Source organism: Comamonas trifloxystrobinivorans, assembly GCF_043359985.1.
GTDB lineage: Bacteria > Pseudomonadota > Gammaproteobacteria > Burkholderiales > Burkholderiaceae_C > Comamonas > Comamonas trifloxystrobinivorans.
The window spans coordinates 155,077-171,287 of sequence record NZ_JBHZGV010000013.1 but is presented as its reverse complement, the minus strand read 5'-3'; the positions used below and the strand labels follow the sequence as shown (position 1 = coordinate 171,287).

Below are 16,211 nucleotides of genomic sequence, written 5' to 3'. Positions count from 1 at the left end.
CACGCCTTTTTTCATTTCACCATGACTCCAGCACCGAACTTTGCTGGACTACGCCGAAGCCCGATACAGCAGGTTTATCAATAACTTAGGCGAGTTCAACATATGCCGGTGCTTTCCGAAACCTGACCTGACCTCCCTGCTGGTGGCCCCTATGAGGCTCTTGGGAATCGGGTCTTTCCGAGGAGTCATCATGGCGAAAATCAAGCTCACCAAGTCCGCCGTAGAGGCGGCGCAACCCCAGGCGCAGGCTGTCGAACTCAGGGATACCCTGGTGCCCGGCTTCCTGTGCAAGATTACCCCATCGGGCCGCAAGGTGTTCATGCTCCAGTACCGGACGAACGCCGGCGAGCGCCGCAAGCCCGCCTTGGGCCAATACGGGGAACTGACCGTCGAACAGGCCCGCTCGCTGGCTCAGGAATGGCTGGCCCAGGTGCGCCGGGGCGGCGACCCGGCCGCAGACAAGGCGCAGGCGCGCAAGGCGCCCACGGTCAAGGAGCTTTGCACGAAGTTCATGGAGGACTACTCCAAGCTGCGCAACAAGCCCAGCACCCAGGAAGGCTATCAGAGCGTCATCGACCGCAACATCGTCCCGATGATCGGCCGGATGAAGGTTCAGGACGTGAAGCGCCCGGACGTGGCCGGGATGATGAAGAAGATGACGCACAAGCCGGCCGACGCGAACCGCACGTTCAGCGTCATGCGCCGGATGTTCAATCTGGCCGAGGTGTGGGGCTACCGGCCCGACGGCACCAATCCGTGCCGGCATGTCCCGATGTTCCCCAACGGCAAGGCCACCCACCTCATCAGCGACGAGGACATGGGCAAGCTGTTCCGTCATCTTGAGCATCTGGAGGCCGAGGGACTGGAGAGCTACGTCATCCCGCTGGCGATCCGGCTGCAATTCGAGTTCGCCGGCCGTCGCGGCGAAATCGTCACGCTCCAATGGGATTGGGTGGACTTCGAGAACCGGCGCGTCGTCTGGCCCGACAGCAAGACCGGCGGCATGTCCAAGCCCATGAGCGAGGAAGCCTATCGGCTGCTTTCGGCAGCACCGCGCCGGGACGATTGCCCGTATGTGCTCCCATCCCCGAACCATCCCGGCCAGCACCTGACCACGGGCGAGTATTACAACGGCTGGAGCCGTGCGCTCAAAGCCGCCGGTGCAGCGCATGTCGGTACGCACGGCATCCGGCATCGCTCGGCTACCGACATTGCCAACTCGGGCATCCCGGTCAAGGTCGGCATGGCGCTGACGGCGCACAAGACCGTGGCGATGTTCATGCGCTACGTCCATACCGAGGACGACCCGGTGCGCAAGGCGGCCGAACTGGTGGCGAACCGGCGCAAGACCATCACCGGGGCGCGGCAGCAACAGCCACAGGAGGCGACGGCATGAGCACCCGGACACCCAAAGCCACCACCCTGCCTGCCGGCTACGCCGGCATCCACGGCGGCATCGTGGAACTGCTAGATGCCGCGCGCCAAGCGGCGGCGCGCAGCGTCAATGCGCTGATGACGGCCAGCTATTGGGAGGTTGGCCGCCGCATTGTGGAGGCCGAGCAGCAGGGCAAGCGGCGCGCGGGCTACGGCGAGCAGTTGATCGAGCGGCTGTCCGCTGATCTGACCGTGCAGTTCGGGCGCGGGTTCGGTGTCAACAACCTGGAGAACATGCGGCGGTTCTTCCTCGCGTATCCCCGCTCCGAGATTTCCCAGACAGTGTCTGGGAAATTGGGCGGCGGGCCGGCCTCAGAGAATTCCCAGACGGTGTCTGGGAATTTGAGCCTCGCCGAGCTGGCGCAGGTGTTCACGCTGCCGTGGTCGGCCTACGTGCGGCTGCTGTCGGTCAAGGACGACCATGCCCGCCGGTTCTACGAGGCCGAAGCCCTGCGCGGCGGCTGGAGCGTGCGCCAGCTTGACCGGCAGATCGGCAGCCAGTTCTACGAGCGCACGGCCTTGTCCAAGGACAAGGCGGCGATGCTGGTCAAGGGCGCAGCGCCGAGGCCCGAGGATGTCGTCAGGCCCGACGACGCGATCAAAGACCCCTATGTGCTGGAGTTCCTGAACCTCAAGGACGAGTATTCCGAGTCCGATCTGGAAGCCGCGCTGATCCAGCGGCTGGAGGATTTTCTGCTGGAGCTGGGCGAAGGGTTCACCTTCGTCGGGCGGCAGCGGCGTTTGCGCATCGACCAGACGTGGTATCGGGTGGATCTTCTGTTTTTCCATCGCAAGTTGCGCTGCCTGGTCATCATCGACTTGAAGCTGGGCAGCCTGTCCCATGCCGACGTCGGCCAGATGCTCATGTATTGCAACTACGCCAAGGAGCATTGGGCCTATCCCGATGAAAACCCGCCCGTGGGGTTGATCCTGTGCGCCGACAAGGGCCATGCCCTGGCGCGGTATGCACTGGAAGGCTTGCCGTCGAAGGTGATGGCGGCGAACTACCGTACCGTGCTGCCGGATGCCGAGCTGTTGCAGAAGGAGCTGGACGCCACGCGGCGCTTGTTGGAATCGCGCACGTCGAAGCAGCCCAAGAAACTCCCGCAGTAGCTGGGCGTCTCGGCGTGCCGCCGTCGGGTTCGCGGGCTGCGCCCCGCGCCTCGTTCCGAGTCGCGGCCATCCGGCTTTGACCCCTGACGCCTCCGGCCCTTGTGGGCCTGCGCGCTCCGCTTGCCCCAAATGCCGACCCCGTGCAGTGGGCGGGGTGTAGGCGGTCTTGCTGTTCCCTTCACCGTATCACGGCGTTCTCGCCGTCAAGGGCGGCGCGCGCTGTGCGCGCTTGCGTCCTGGCGGCCGTCTGCGACCCCTGACTGCTTGCGCTGCGCCGTGCTGAACACGGTTCCGGGCAATTCCGCCCGAGCAACCGGAGCACGATCATGTCGCAACTGTCCTTTTCCTCGTTCGATGCCGCGCTGATGGTGCGCGACTCCCAAGGTCACTACCTACCGGCGACGGCCGACCAGATTCTGGAGGCCGCGCGCCAGGCCATCGAGCACAAGATGCAGCGCGGTGCCTCATTCGGTTCACCGTCGGAAGTCAAGGAGTACCTGCGCGCCAAACTGGCCGGCTTCGAGCATGAGGTGTTCGCGGTGCTGTTTCTCGATACGCGGCATCGCCTGATCGACTATGCCGAGATGTTCCAAGGCACCATCGACTCGGCCGAGGTGCATCCGCGAGAAGTTGTCAAGGCGGCCCTTCGGCATAACGCGGCGGCGGTCATCATTTCGCACAATCATCCCAGCGGCAGTCCAGAACCGAGCGCCGCTGATCGGACGCTGACCCAGCGGCTCAAGGAGGCCCTGGCCTTGGTGGACGTTCGCACGCTAGATCACATCATCGTGGCGGGCAGCCTCACTACGTCCTTCGCCGAACGTGGCTTAATCTGACCAAGGGGGCTTCGGCCCCCTTTTTGCTGCGCCCGGTGGCGCAACGCCGGCCCTCGCGGGCCTGCGCGTGCTGCGCACTTGCCGGAAGTTGGGGTGCGTGGAGGTGTGAGGGAGGCGGTCTTGCTGCTCCCTTCATCGTGCCACGGCGTTCTCGCCGTCAAGGGCGGCGCGCGCTTGTGCGCGCTTGCGTCCTGGTGGCCGTCTGCGACCCCTGACTGCTTGCGCTGCGCCGTGCCCCGGAAGGGCTGGGCAATTCCGCCCGGCAACCTTTCAGGAGTTCACCATGAACAACGCACTCATCACCGACGAGCAACGCATCGTGCTGCTGGCCAACGGCCGCGAATCCTTGGAGAGCCCGGACTTCGATCCGGCGCCCGTGGTCAAGCTGTTCACGCCGGATGCCGGCGCGACCTGGCTGCTGACCGAGATTGATCCCGATGACCACGATCACGCTTTCGGGCTTTGTGACCTGGGCATGGGGATGCCGGAACTCGGCTGGGTCAGTTTGAACGAGCTGGCGAGCGTGCGCGGCGGGCTGGGCCTGCCGATCGAGCGCGACCTGTCGTTCCGTGGCGAGAAGCGGTTGAGCGCCTATGCGCGCGATGCGCGGCTGGCCGGGCGTGTCGTTACCTGACTTGGCCCTGGGAGCGCCGCAAGGCGCTCCTTTTCCGCGGCGGGCATCTGTTTTGGCCGCATGTCCTAAAGTCATGTTTGTGCTGACCGTTGGAGTAAAGCTATGACCGATTCGACGATACGCCGCGATGTGGCATCCAGACTCATCAAGGCGCCGCCCTCGGCGATCTACGACGCCTTTGTGACGCGCGAAGCCGTGGTGCAGTGGCTGGCACCGCAGGGCGCGACGATGGAGATCCAGGTCTTTGAGCCGCGCGCTGGCGGGCTGTTCCGAATGACGCTGACTTTTGCGGCTACGCCCGGCAAGTCAACGGCCAACACGGATGTGGTGGTCGGGCGCTTCGTCGAGCTGGTGCCGCAGCAACGCATCGTCCAGGCATTCGAGTTCGATTCGCCTGATCCGGCGTTCGCCGGAACGATGACGATGCGCTGGGTTTTGGCGGCGGCCGTGGGTGGTACGAGCGTCACGGTCACTGCGGAGAACGTGCCGCCTGGCATTTCCCACGCAGACCATGAGATCGGCATGAATTCGTCGCTTGCCAATCTCGCTGCCTTCGTCGAAGCGCATCAGTAGCAAGGGCGTCCCCGGCCACCTGGGAGATGGCCGGTCGCGCTGTCGTGCTGCGCATCGAACCCCCTGCGGGGTTTCGCCCCTGTCGGGCTTCCATCGTTCCCTCGCTCCGCTCGGCTGACGCCTCCGGCCCGGCTTCCAGATCCGGGCCTGCGCGCTTCGCTTGCCGTGCGGTCGGCGCAAGGGGAAGGCCGTTGCCATGTCCAGCCGTCTTCCCTGACTTCATCACCTTGTCCGCGACTGTAGCCCGCTCCCGTGTGCCATCAAGGCGCGCAGGGCCGTGTCCTCGGCTGCGCCTGCGGGCCGCACCAACCCTGCGCTTTTCTCCTTGACGGCCCCCGTCCGCGCGCTCCTGACCGTCGCGGGCGATGAACTCAGGAAAGACGGTGGCAACAGGGCCAACCGGGTTCCTCGTGCCGACCGCACCGAACAGCCGAAAGGCTGGGCTCCGAATCTAGGAATCCGGTGTGCGGTGAACAGCAAACCTCTTTTTGTCAGGAGAAAGACCATGCAACTCGCCTCCCGTTTCGCTTCCCGTTCCCCCGCGCTGCGCAGCGACTACCCGCTGTCCGATGACCAGATTCACCGTGTAGCGCCGTCCATCTTCGCGGACGCCCCGCATGCAAGCCGTTCCCATCGGTACGCCTATATCCCTACGGCGGCGGTGTTGACCGAACTTCGCAAGGAAGGGTTTCAGCCTTTCATGGTGACGCAAACCTGCGTGCGCGATGAAGGCAAGCGCGAGCACACGAAACACATGCTGCGCCTGCGCCATGCCAGCCAGATCAACGGCGCGGAAGCCAACGAAATCATTCTGCTGAACTCGCACGATGGCACCAGCAGTTACCAGATGTTGGCGGGGCAATTCAGATTCGTGTGCAGCAATGGCCTTGTGTGCGGCGACACCGTGGCCGATGTGCGCGTGCCCCATAAAGGCGACGTAGCGGGCCAAGTCATCGAAGGCGCTTTCGAGGTGCTGCGCGGCTTTGACCGTGTGCGTGATTCCCGCGATGCCATGCGCGCCATCACGCTGGACGAAGGCGAGGCCGAAGTCTTCGCCCGCGCCGCGCTGACTCTCAAGTACGACGACCCGAACAAGCCCGCGCCCATCACCGAAAGCCAGATTCTGATGCCGCGCCGGTTTGAAGACCGCCGCCCCGATTTGTGGAGCGTGTTCAACCGCACCCAGGAAAACCTCACCAAAGGCGGATTGCATGGCCGCAGCGCCAACGGACGCCGCCAGCAGACCCGCCCCGTGCAAGGCATTGATTCGGACATTCGCCTCAATCGCGCCCTGTGGCTCTTGGCCGATGGCCTGCGCCAGTTGAAAGCCTGATCCGTCCCTCCGCAGGAGGGGCGGTTTCCCCTCCATTCCTTGTTTCACTTGATTGGAGAACCACCATGAACGCCGTTACCCAAACCGAAGCCCGCGCCGTCCACACCGCCGCCAATGTGCTGCAAGCCGCCGACCCGACCAAGAACCTGATTCTTGTGCCGCTGTCGCGGCTGGTGTTGCGCCCTACGGGCCGCAATGTGCGCAAGACCCCGCGCATGTCCATCCCTGAACTGGCCGCGAGCATTCAGCGCGTGGGCCTGCTGCAAAACCTGATCGTGATTGCATCCGCCGATGGCGAGCATTACGAAGTCGTGGCCGGTGGCCGCAGGCTGGCCGCGTTGAAGCTGCTGGCGAAGAAACACCGCATCGCCAAGGATTGGGAGGTGCCTTGCCTGCTGGTGGCCGATGGCACGGCCCGAACCGCCAGCCTCACCGAGAACGTGCAGCGCGAAGCCATGCACCCCGCAGACCAGTTTGAGGCATTCGCCGCGCTGGTGGCCGAAGGCCGACCCATCGAGGACATTGCAGCGGATTTCAGCGTTACGCCGCTGGTGGTGCAACGCCGCTTGAAGCTGGCGAATGTCTCGCCGCGCCTCATGGCCGACTACCGCGCCGATGCCGTCACGCTCGATCAGTTGATGGCCCTTGCCATCACCGACGACCACGCCGCGCAGGAAACCGCGTACTACGAGGCACCGACATGGCAGCGCCAGCCGTCCGCGTTGCGCGACCGCCTCACCGAAAGGGAAATCGACGCCTACCGGCATCCGCTGGTGCGCTTCGTCGGGCTGGACACCTACGAAGCCGCAGGCGGTGGCGTGCGCCGTGACCTGTTCGCGGAAGGTGACGCGGGCGTGTATCTGACCGATGCCGCGCTGCTGGACAGGCTGGCGCAAGACCGGCTGGCGGGCATCGCCGCCGAGGTGAAGACCGAAGGCTGGGCATGGGTGGATGCCACGCCGGGCGTGACCCATGCCGACCTGCACGCCTTCCAGCGTGTGCCGAGGGAGCGGCGCGAACCGACCAAGCGCGAAGCGCAGCGCATCGAAAAGCTACAAGCCAAGGTGCAGGCCATTGGCGAAGCCCTCGATGATGCGCTGGACGCCGAGGATGAGGACAAGGCCGACGCGCTGCAAGAGGAAGGCGAAGCCGTGGGCGAGCAGTTGCAGGCGCTGGAAGATGGCTTGCAGGACTACAGCCCGACCGCGAAGGCCGCAGCCGGTGCCATCGTCACCATCGACCGCAACGGGCAGGCCGTGATTCATCGCGGGTTGATGCGCGAGGCCGAGGCCAAGGCGCTGCGCACGCTGGAACGCCTGCGCCAGGGTTTCAGCGGCGAGGATGCCGGGAACGACGACGAAGGCGGGGACGGAGACGGCGACGGGCAGCCCAAGACCGCCGCCATGTCCGACCGGCTGGCGCAGCGGTTGAGCGCCCACCGCACCGCCGCGCTGCAAATCGAAGTGGCACGGCATCCGCAAGTGGCGTTGGCCGCGCTGGTGCATGGCATGGTGCAGACCGTTTTGCACGGCAGCCACTACGGCCCCCGCCATGATGCGTTGCCGCTGGGCGTGAGCCTGAAAGTGCAAGACCGGCTGGAAGGCATGGCCCCGGACTGGCCGGAATCGCCTGCTGCCGTGGCGCTGCGCGAGTTGCAACAGGTGGTGGGCGAAGCCTTGCCGCAGGACAGCGCCGAACTGTTCGCCGCGCTGCTGGCGAAGTCGCAAGACGAACTGGTGCGGCTGCTGGCGGTATGCGTGGCCGTCACGGTGGACGTGGTGACACCCCGCACCACGCGGCAGCAGCCGGGCGAGGAACTGGCGCAGGCCGTGGGCCTCGACATGGCCGCATGGTGGCAGCCGAGCGCAGAAGGCTACTTCAAGCACGTTCCCAAGGCCGCAATCTTGCAAGCCGTGGGCGAGTACGCGCCGGATTCCGTCACCCGGCTGGCGAAGTTGAAGAAGGCCGACATTGCCAGCGAAGCCGAGCGGCTGGTCGATGGCACCGGCTGGATGCCCGCCATCTTCAAGGCCGAAGACACGCAGGCAGCACCGCAGGAGCAAGACGACGCCCCGGAGGATGCCGAGGCAATGGCGGATGAAACCGCCGTGGCGCTGGCCGCTTGACCCACGCCGACAGCAAGCGCCCCGGCCTCGACCGGGGCGCTTTGCTGGAAGGAGAACATCCCATGACCTACACCACCAGCCGCCCCCGCATGGCGGCGATCTATGCCCCCGGCACGGTACGCGCCCGCCGCTGGCACGGCGAAGGCGACGTGCGCGGCTACCGTCCGCCCTCGGGCTGGTCAGCCCGCGCCGACCTGACCGACATTCACCCCATCACGGGCCGCGCCTTGCCGCGTGCCGTGTGGTGGCTCATCGAGACGAAGGAATAACCCGATCAGCACCGCGCCCAGGCCGTTCCGTCCTGGGCGCGGTGAACAGCAAAATCCGGGCGCGGCAGTGGCCGCGCCCGGTGTTCAAGGCCAGCAGCCGAATCAGAACGCCGCCGCCTTCGCGGTGGCTCAGGCGGCGGCGTTGAAGCGGCCGAGCATCCGCCCGGCCCACACCTGCGCGCTTCGCTTGCCTCCAGGGGAAAGCCCCTGCGGGCTATCCCCGCCACGCACGGCTTGGCGCCCCTCGATACCGCCGAACCGGCTACGCCGGATCGGCCCAGCCAGCGCCCCGCCGTGATGGACGGGGCGCTGGCGAACACGCCGGAGTTTGCTGCGGCAGGTTGTGCAAATGCGTGCCGTCCTCAACGCTGGCGGTTCGTACCCATCACGTCCACGAAGGACGGTTCACGGACAACCCGCCCAGCATCGCTATGGAGCTTCCGCGCCACGCCTCAAGACCGGTGCCGCAAGGTGCGGTGGGGCCTTTCTTGCCTGTCGTTGGATGGTTGACTTGGCCCGCGTCAGCGGGCGAGCCGGAGCAGCCTTCATGCGGGGATGCCGAGCCGGCCCTATCTCCTTGCGGTGCGGTTCGGCCCAAGGCGTCCTTGTGTTGTTGTGAATCCTGGCGGTGGCGCGGCTGCGCCTCGGGCTTCATGGCTGCAACCGTCCGGCGAAAACAATTTCCCCTGCTTTGTCACTGCGTTCGGCGCATTCCTCGCGGGACAAATTTTTTTCGCCTCCCGGCTCTCCACTGCGTTTCGACCGCAAGCGGTGCAGCCAGCCCGTCCCCCGCCGGCCGGATCACAACAAGGACGCGATGGGCGCGAACCTTGTTCCACCGTAAGGAGAAATCATCATGGCCAACATCGGCAGCTTCACCGCAGAGAAAGACGGCTTCACCGGCACGCTTCGCACCCTGACGCTCAACGTCAAGGTCAAGCTGGTGCCCAACGACAAGGGCGACAACGAGAAGGCCCCCGACTTCCGCCTGCAGGCGGCCAGTCACGACATCGGCGCGGCGTGGAAGAAGACCAGCGAGGCCGGGCGGGAGTACATCTCCGTGACCCTCGACGATCCTTCGTTCCCGGCTACGGTCTACGCCCGCCTGATCGAAGGCGAAGACGGCACGCACGACCTGATCTGGTCGCGCAGCAAGCCCCAGGCGGCGTGACCGCCGCCCGCAGCGCCCCGCCACACGGCGGGGCGCTGCGCTGTTCGTTCGTCCCGAACGCGGCAGCAGCAGGCAGTGCCCCGTAGCGGGCTACGTCCCCTTGTCTGAGAGCTGTGTCTGTGGCTTCTGTCAGGGCATGGCGTGTCGGCGCGATGCGCCGCCGGGCTTTACGGGCTACGCCCCGTGCCGTCTTTGCCGTCACGGCCATCCGGCTCCAATCCCTTGTATCTTTGAAATGCGTGTTCGGCAGTGCCGTCACGCCCGGACCTGTCAGGGTTCGGGGTTGGCCGCAGCATGTAGCCCGTCATCCCTCGGTGCCTATCGAGCCCGTGCGTGAGTCCTGGGCGCATGCTCGCGCCCGATCTCTGAAAGCCCGAACAGTTGCGTGAACGCCGTTCGCATTTGCAAGGAAGGGACGCAGGGATCATGGCCAATCAAGTCGCAGTCGGAATCGACATCTCCAAGAAGACCATGGATGTAGCCATTGGGCACGAACAGTCCACGGCAATATTCAGCAACGATGGTGCCGGGCATCAAGCGTTGATCGAGGTGCTGAAGAGCCATCAGGTCTCGCTGATCGTGATGGAAGCGACCGGGCAGTACCAACTGGCCTGTGCTTGCGCTCTCCAGGCTGCGGGGTTCGCAGTCGTTGTCATCAACCCCCGGCAGGCCCGGGACTTCGCCAAGGCCATGGGGCGATTGGTCAAGACCGACAGCGTGGATGCCAGGATGCTGGCGGAATTGGCCCAAGTGCTGAATCTGCGGCCTGATCGAGATCGCTTCATCAAGCCAATGCCAGACCAAGCGCAGCAGTATCTGCATGCGTTGGTACTTCGGCGTCGACAGTTGGTGCGCTTGCTGGTCAGCGAGCGCCAACGCAAACACATGGCGCACGCGGAGGTGGTGCAGGATATTGCGGAACTGATGGATATGCTCTCGACGCAGCTTGAGACGCTGGATCGGAAGATTGCGGAGCACCTGGCCCAGCACCAACCCAATCTGGCCACCTTGCTCAAGAGCGTCAAGGGCGTTGGTCCGGCAACGGCTGCAACACTGATTTCCGAGCTGCCGGAGCTAGGCCAGCTCAAGGCCAAGCAGATCTGCGCGCTGGTAGGTGTCGCACCGATGAACCGGGACTCGGGTCAGGCGCGCGGCAAACGCATCATTTGCGGCGGACGGGCCACGGTCAGGAGTGCGTTATACATGGCCGCCATCGTCGCCATGCGCTTTAACGCCGTGATACGGCAGTGCTATGAGCGCCTGCTCGCGGCTGGCAAGCCGAAGAAAGTGGCCATCGTGGCTTGCATGCGCAAGTTGCTGGTCATCATGAAAGCCATGGTCAAAACCGGGCAGCCATGGAATGAGCCGCTTGCGCCGGCATGACTTTCTAGATGGTGGCGGTGTCCCTGTGTCCTGGCGCCAGGGCTTTAGATGCCCATCGCCATGACCCAGCCCGCCAGCCCAGCCAGCAGCACCACGAGCGCTGGCGGCACCCGCCCCACCGTCAGCAGCCCGAACGAGAGCAGTGCCAGCCCGAAATCCGCCTTGCCGTGGATGGCGCTGGTCCACACCGGGTCGTATAGCGCGGACACCAGGATGCCGACCACGCCGGCGTTGATGCCCGCCATCGCCGTCTGGATGCCCGCGCGGTGGCGCAGTCCTTCCCAGAACGGCAGCGCACCGACCAGCATAAAGAAGGCCGGCAGGAAGATGGTGCCCAGCAGTGCCAGACCGCCGATCCAGCCATGCAGCGGCCCCTGAGCGATGGCGCCGAGATAGGCCGAGAACGTGAACAATGGCCCCGGCACGGCCTGCGCTGCGCCGTAGCCGGCCAGGAAGTCGGCATTGCTGACCACGCCGCTGGGCACCACGGTGGCCTGCAGCAGTGGTAGCACGACGTGCCCGCCGCCGAAGACCAGTGCGCCGGAGCGGTACACGCCTTCCAGCAGCGTGATCGTGGACGAGCCTGTGGCCGCAGCCCACAGGGGCAGCCCGACGAGCGGCGCGGCGAACAGCAGTAGCGCCACGACGCCCAGTTTGCGCGAGACAGGATAGCTGTGGGCCTGGCCACCACCGGGTTGCGCGATCTGCAATCTCCACCAGCCCAGCAATCCCGCCACCGCGATGGCGGCAAGCTGGCCTGCAGCCGAGGGCAGGATCATGGTCAGCAGCGCCGCCAGAATGGCCAGGGCGGCGCGTGGCCGATCCGGGCACAGCGACTTGGCCATGCCCCAGACAGCTTGCGCCACGATGGCCACGGCCACCACCTTGAGCCCATGCACCCAGCCGGACTGGGCCAGCCCCTGGTACTCCGCGATGCCGAAGGCGAACAGGATCAGCGCAATGGCCGACGGCAAGGTGAATCCTGCCCAGGCCGCCAGCAGCCCCAACCAGCCCGCACGGCCCAGCCCCAGCGCCATGCCCACCTGGCTGCTGGCCGGCCCCGGCAGGAACTGGCACAGGGCGACCAGATCGGAATAGCTGCGGTCATCCAGCCAGCGGCGGCGTTCGACGAACTCCGAGCGGAAGTAGCCCAAGTGCGCGATCGGGCCGCCGAAGGAGGTCAGCCCCAGCTTGAGGAAGGCGCCGAAGACTTCGACGGGTGAGCCGCGCGCGGCTGCGGCCTCATGCTGCAAGGTGTTGGTGGAATCGGTCATTTGTGCATCGCCTCCCCGGTGAACTCCCGGATGCGTTCCTTGGCCAGCGCCAGGCCTTCCTTACCTTTGGGCGTGATCGTGTAGAGCTTGCGCACGGTGCGCCCTTCACGCTCCTGGCGGGAGACGAGGTAGCCGTCGCGCTCCATCTTGTGCAGCATCGGGTACAGCGTTCCTGGTGAGAGGCGGTAGCCGTGGTGGGCCAGCTCGTCGATCATCCATTGCCCATAGATCTCCTGCTCGGCCGCGTGGTGCAGCACATGCAGGCGGATCAGCCCCGACAGCAGGTCGTGGTGCTCCATGGCGCGGGGTGTTGGCTTGTCTTTCATATCGAATAACGATAACGAAATTCGATAACATCACGAGGCAAAGTCTCTATGAGGAGTAGGCAAGCTTGGTCGGGCGCCTTAGGCCGCTTGACTTTCAAGACAGTTGCTCACGCCTTCGCGCCTGCGGCGCTGCGCGCTTCGCTTGCCTCCGGGGGAAAGCCCCTGCGGGCTATCCCCGCCGCGCACAGCTTGGCGCCCCTCGATACCGCCGAACCGGCGGCGCCGGATCGACCCGGCCAGCGCCTACGGCTGCTGGGCCGCTGCTGCGAGCTGGCTTTCAGCCTCGCTCATCAGCACGGCCGTGCTGCATTCGAGCGCGCCGGCGATCTTGAAGATGATCGCCAGCGTGGGCATGTGCTCGCCGCGCTCGACCTTGCCCATGTGCGAGCGCTCGATGCCAGCCAGGTGTGCCAGCGATTCTTGCGCGATGCCGCGTTCCGTCCGCAACGCACGCACCGCCGCGCCGAAGGCTTGCGCCAACTCGGCATCGTAGGTGGTGGCGCCGGCCGGTCGGCCGCGCTGAATGGGGCGCTTCTGCATAGACAGAAGCGTCAAGTCGCAGCACAATTAAAACCACGTTATATTTAACTCTTTCATTGAAATCTCACTGTTTTGCGTTTTTACGGAAATCCGCATTTGCGGCTTGCTACAGAAGCGCAAAGCCACGGAATCACAATCGTGCTTTTTCCCAAATCCGCCGATGCGGCTTTGCGCTTTCACGCTTGGGCGGATTTGTGAATTGGGAATAGACCGCCATGAAGCCACTCATCACCGAGGACGAGCGCCAGCGCCTGCTGGCCCACGGCCAAGCCCGTGCCGACGGTCAGGCCGGCGACCCGCTGCCCGTGGTGCGCCTGTTTACCCCGGACGCACACCTCACCTGGCTGATCGCTTCGCTCGACCCGGCCGACGGCGATACGGCCTACGGCCTGATCGACCTGGGCCTGGGGATGCCCGAGTTGGGCACCGTGAAGCTGTCTGACCTGGCATCCATCGTCGGGCCGCGCCAGCAGCCCGTGATGCGGGATCGGTATTTCCAGGCGGCGCGGCCCCTGTCGGAATATGTCCGGCTGGCCCAGGAGAACGGCGGCATTGTCGATTAAGCCAATCGCGTTCCGGCGCAGCCGGGCGTATTGAGACTATTTCCGTCGGAATTCGGATTTGCCCGGTCTCAATTCGCACTCTTGCACCGAAATAGGGCGTTTGAGACGAAAACGGCCACGATCTTTGGCGCGGGTTGCGGCACCTTGATTTGTGCCGCGTGACGTTTTTGGACTGCGCGGCCGTCGTATTCGGACGCATTGCGCAATACCCCGGAGCCAATCGGTCTTGACACTTGATGTTACAGCTTAAACAGGTTCGGATGATGTTTTGATGTGGACGCGGTAGCTCCGTTCTTGAACGCCCGTGACGACGTTCCTGCTGTTCGACGGGAGCTTGGCAATCATGGGCAATCCGCACCATCTTGCGCATTGGTATCCGACCGCCGCGTACCTCTACATCCTGTGCCTGGACACGCTCGCACTGGCCTGGGAGTACCTGCGCCGCCATCCCGACTACCGGCTCGACTGGCTGCGCCACCAGCGCCGGCCGCAAGCGGCGCAACAGGCGGCGCTTCGCTGGGGCTTGCGTCTGCTGGAAGACCCGGCCCTGGATGCGCGCGACGCGCATCCGGCCTGGCTACCCGGCCACGATGCCGTGGTGCAACTCCATCCCGATGCCGATCCGCCGCCCGAGGCAGCGGCTTTCGAGTTCTGGCACATCCCCGGTCACAAACAACTGCTGCACGACGGCAAAGGGCTGACGCTGATCGCGCGCAGCCCCGGCCATTGCGCGCGCTTCGCGCTGGCGCCCGGCCTGGAGGACGGCATGGCGATCGCCTATGCCAATCGCGGAAGTGGCGGCGGCGCTGCCGCGCCTGCGCGCAGCGCGACGTTGGCCACCGCCAGGCCCCGGCCCACACCGGCCGCGATGCTGGAGCTGCACACCCTGCAAGCGCTCGACGCGACCCTCGCGGGCGCGTCCTTGCGCGACGTGGCCGAAGGACTATTCGGCGCTGACGCCGTGGCGGCCGACTGGCACGCCGACGGCGACTTGCGCGCTCGCGTGCGCCGCCTCGTGCGCCGGGGCAATGCGTTGATGCGCGGCGGCTATCGCCGGCTAGCACAACTGCCGCCGCTTGAGAAGGGACGTTTTGATGGGGATGCAAAACGTCCCTGAGCAGCGGAGCTTCGTTTTCTGAGACTGCCTCCATCCGGTTGCGCTGTGTGGCCGGAGCTTTGAAAGCGATGGAGGTTCACCCCATGCGTCCTGCACCCTTGCGGCCTGCCGCCACTGTCCCGACCGCTGCCGCGCAACCGCAGCGTTACCTCACCAACGACGAAGCCGCCGAGTACCTGCGCCTGTCGCCGCGCACGCTGGAAAAGCAGCGCGTGATCGGCGGCGGCCCGCGCTTTCGCAAGTTCGGCCGGCGCGTCATGTACGCCGTGGCCGACCTCGATGCCTGGGCTGCGGATCGCAGCTTCGAGACGACCTCCGATCCTGAGTACGCCGAACAGCACGCGGCGGACAGTCGTGCGCGCTGATCGCTGGCACGCGCCAGGCCATCGCCATGTCCAACCCTGCGCTGCCGTCCCGGCAGCGACCCTCGCAAGAACGCGAACAGCTCGACCTGTTCCGCGCCTTGCCGGGCGACATGGCTCCGCGCGACAGCCAGGACTTGATGGCCTTTCCGTTCTTCTCGCTGGCGAAGTCGCGGCGCACGGCGCCGATCGACTTCCGGGCCAGCAACGTCACGATCCGCGTGGAGGGAACGGCCGAGCACGGCATCGCCACGATCTGGGACGCAGACGTGCTGATCTGGGCTGCTTCGCAGATCGTGGAGGCGCGCGACGCAGGCTTACGCCCGTCGCGGCTGATGCAGGCCACGCCCTACGAGATCCTGCGCTTCATCGGCCGCGGTACGTCGCTGCGCGACTACCAGCGTCTCAAAGCAGCCCTGGATCGCCTGCAATCGACCACGGTGGCCACGTCCATTCGCGAGACGACCGGGCGGCGCCTGCATCGGTTTTCGTGGATCAACGAGTGGAAAGAGCTGGCCGATGCCAAGGGCACGCCCTTGGGGCTGGAGCTGATCCTGCCGGACTGGTTCTACGCGGGCGTACTCGATGCGGCCCTGGTGCTGACCATCGACCCGGCGTATTTCCGGCTCACGGGCGGCATCGAGCGCTGGCTGTACCGGCTGGTGCGCAAGCATGGCGGGAGGCAGCAACACGGCTGGCAGTTCGATTTTCGGCACCTGTATCGGAAATCGGGCAGCGCCACGCGCTTTTCGGACTTCGCCTACGACCTGCGCGCATTGGTTGCGCGGCAGTCGCTGCCCAGCTACGTCCTGGGCATCGAGCGGATGCCGGGCGATGGGGTCGAGCTGCTGACCTTCCGGCCCGTGCCGTTCACGGCACGGGGATAACTGCGGGAAAAGCGGTGGACGGGCTCGTGCTATCAGGAGTACGGGGTATCGTGCTATCGGGAGTACGACTATCGTGCTATCAGGAGTACGGATCGGCCGCAAAGCCAATGGCGGCGCGGGTTTCGGCCTCCCTTAACTTCCCTAACTTAAATTCTCTAACGGTTAGTAGAAGCGCCGCGCCACGGTGGACAACCGCCGTGCAGCCACCAGCGCAGCGGCAACAGCCGGGCTTTCCAACACGGAGGGCCAGGCCATGATCGTCGCGCTGCT

The 16,211-nt window shown here is 65.5% G+C and carries 17 protein-coding genes; 14 read left to right on the top strand and 3 right to left on the bottom strand.

Annotated elements, in window-relative coordinates; genetic code table 11:
- The first annotated feature begins 190 nt into the window (after positions 1 to 190).
- The 10 genes from ACFIQF_RS17365 (at position 191) to ACFIQF_RS17320 (ending at position 10,872) form a co-directional block, all read left to right on the top strand.
- Entirely contained in the window at positions 191 to 1,396 is a 1,206-nt protein-coding gene (locus ACFIQF_RS17365) for a tyrosine-type recombinase/integrase (protein WP_393944763.1), read from the top strand.
- Positions 1,393 to 2,547, top strand: coding sequence for a PDDEXK nuclease domain-containing protein (locus ACFIQF_RS17360; RefSeq protein WP_393944761.1), 1,155 nt, complete (start codon positions 1,393 to 1,395; stop codon positions 2,545 to 2,547). The genes ACFIQF_RS17365 and ACFIQF_RS17360 overlap by 4 nt, the downstream gene beginning before the upstream one ends.
- 326 nt (positions 2,548 to 2,873) lie before the next feature.
- Entirely contained in the window at positions 2,874 to 3,383 is a 510-nt protein-coding gene (gene radC / locus ACFIQF_RS17355; protein ID WP_393944759.1) for a RadC family protein, read from the top strand.
- A 283-nt stretch (positions 3,384 to 3,666) separates the two neighbouring features.
- Positions 3,667 to 4,017: a DUF2958 domain-containing protein gene (locus ACFIQF_RS17350; protein ID WP_393944757.1), complete on the top strand. Its 351-nt coding sequence runs from the start codon at positions 3,667 to 3,669 to the stop codon at positions 4,015 to 4,017.
- A 102-nt stretch (positions 4,018 to 4,119) separates the two neighbouring features.
- A complete protein-coding gene (locus tag ACFIQF_RS17345) occupies positions 4,120 to 4,590 on the top strand; it encodes an SRPBCC family protein (RefSeq protein WP_393944756.1) in 471 nt (156 codons plus the stop codon).
- 505 nt (positions 4,591 to 5,095) lie between these two features.
- Complete coding sequence (locus ACFIQF_RS17340) at positions 5,096 to 5,923, top strand: DUF932 domain-containing protein (protein WP_393944754.1); 828 nt, start codon at positions 5,096 to 5,098, stop codon at positions 5,921 to 5,923.
- Between the two features lie 65 nt (positions 5,924 to 5,988).
- The gene (locus ACFIQF_RS17335) at positions 5,989 to 8,049 is read left to right on the top strand and encodes a ParB/RepB/Spo0J family partition protein (RefSeq protein ID WP_393944752.1); all 2,061 of its coding nucleotides are present in this window, start codon (positions 5,989 to 5,991) and stop codon (positions 8,047 to 8,049) included.
- A 62-nt stretch (positions 8,050 to 8,111) separates the two neighbouring features.
- Entirely contained in the window at positions 8,112 to 8,318 is a 207-nt protein-coding gene (locus ACFIQF_RS17330; protein WP_024087539.1) for a hypothetical protein, read from the top strand.
- A gap of 856 nt (positions 8,319 to 9,174) precedes the next feature.
- On the top strand, positions 9,175 to 9,489 hold the full coding sequence (locus ACFIQF_RS17325) for a DUF736 domain-containing protein (protein WP_393944750.1): 315 nt from the start codon (positions 9,175 to 9,177) through the stop codon (positions 9,487 to 9,489).
- A 426-nt stretch (positions 9,490 to 9,915) separates the two neighbouring features.
- A complete protein-coding gene (locus tag ACFIQF_RS17320; RefSeq protein WP_393944749.1) occupies positions 9,916 to 10,872 on the top strand; it encodes an IS110 family transposase in 957 nt (318 codons plus the stop codon).
- A 44-nt stretch (positions 10,873 to 10,916) separates the two neighbouring features.
- Here ACFIQF_RS17320 and chrA read toward each other — a convergent pair whose 3' ends face one another.
- The 3 genes from chrA to ACFIQF_RS17305 form a co-directional block, all read right to left on the bottom strand.
- Positions 10,917 to 12,146 (bottom strand): chromate efflux transporter, encoded by a 1,230-nt coding sequence (gene chrA / locus ACFIQF_RS17315; protein WP_393944747.1) that lies wholly within the window; start codon positions 12,144 to 12,146, stop codon positions 10,917 to 10,919.
- Positions 12,143 to 12,472 carry a PadR family transcriptional regulator gene (locus ACFIQF_RS17310; protein WP_431193946.1) on the bottom strand — a complete coding sequence of 110 codons (330 nt, stop codon included), beginning with the start codon at positions 12,470 to 12,472 and terminating at the stop codon, positions 12,143 to 12,145. The genes chrA and ACFIQF_RS17310 overlap by 4 nt, the downstream gene beginning before the upstream one ends.
- A gap of 243 nt (positions 12,473 to 12,715) precedes the next feature.
- Complete coding sequence (locus ACFIQF_RS17305) at positions 12,716 to 13,012, bottom strand: helix-turn-helix domain-containing protein (protein WP_393944746.1); 297 nt, start codon at positions 13,010 to 13,012, stop codon at positions 12,716 to 12,718.
- Between the two features lie 215 nt (positions 13,013 to 13,227).
- On the opposite strand from ACFIQF_RS17305, the gene ACFIQF_RS17300 reads away from it, so the two are divergent.
- The 4 genes from ACFIQF_RS17300 to ACFIQF_RS17285 all read left to right on the top strand — a co-directional run bounded on the left by ACFIQF_RS17300 (position 13,228) and on the right by ACFIQF_RS17285 (position 15,941).
- A complete protein-coding gene (locus ACFIQF_RS17300; RefSeq protein WP_393944744.1) occupies positions 13,228 to 13,575 on the top strand; it encodes a DUF2958 domain-containing protein in 348 nt (115 codons plus the stop codon).
- 343 nt (positions 13,576 to 13,918) lie between these two features.
- Positions 13,919 to 14,692 carry a DUF2285 domain-containing protein gene (locus ACFIQF_RS17295; protein ID WP_393944870.1) on the top strand — a complete coding sequence of 258 codons (774 nt, stop codon included), beginning with the start codon at positions 13,919 to 13,921 and terminating at the stop codon, positions 14,690 to 14,692.
- An 83-nt stretch (positions 14,693 to 14,775) separates the two neighbouring features.
- Positions 14,776 to 15,057, top strand: coding sequence for a helix-turn-helix transcriptional regulator (locus ACFIQF_RS17290; RefSeq protein ID WP_393944742.1), 282 nt, complete (start codon positions 14,776 to 14,778; stop codon positions 15,055 to 15,057).
- A gap of 26 nt (positions 15,058 to 15,083) precedes the next feature.
- Positions 15,084 to 15,941, top strand: a complete 858-nt coding sequence (locus tag ACFIQF_RS17285; RefSeq protein WP_393944740.1) for a replication initiator protein A — start codon at positions 15,084 to 15,086, stop codon at positions 15,939 to 15,941.
- Positions 15,942 to 16,211: the final 270 nt, after the last annotated feature.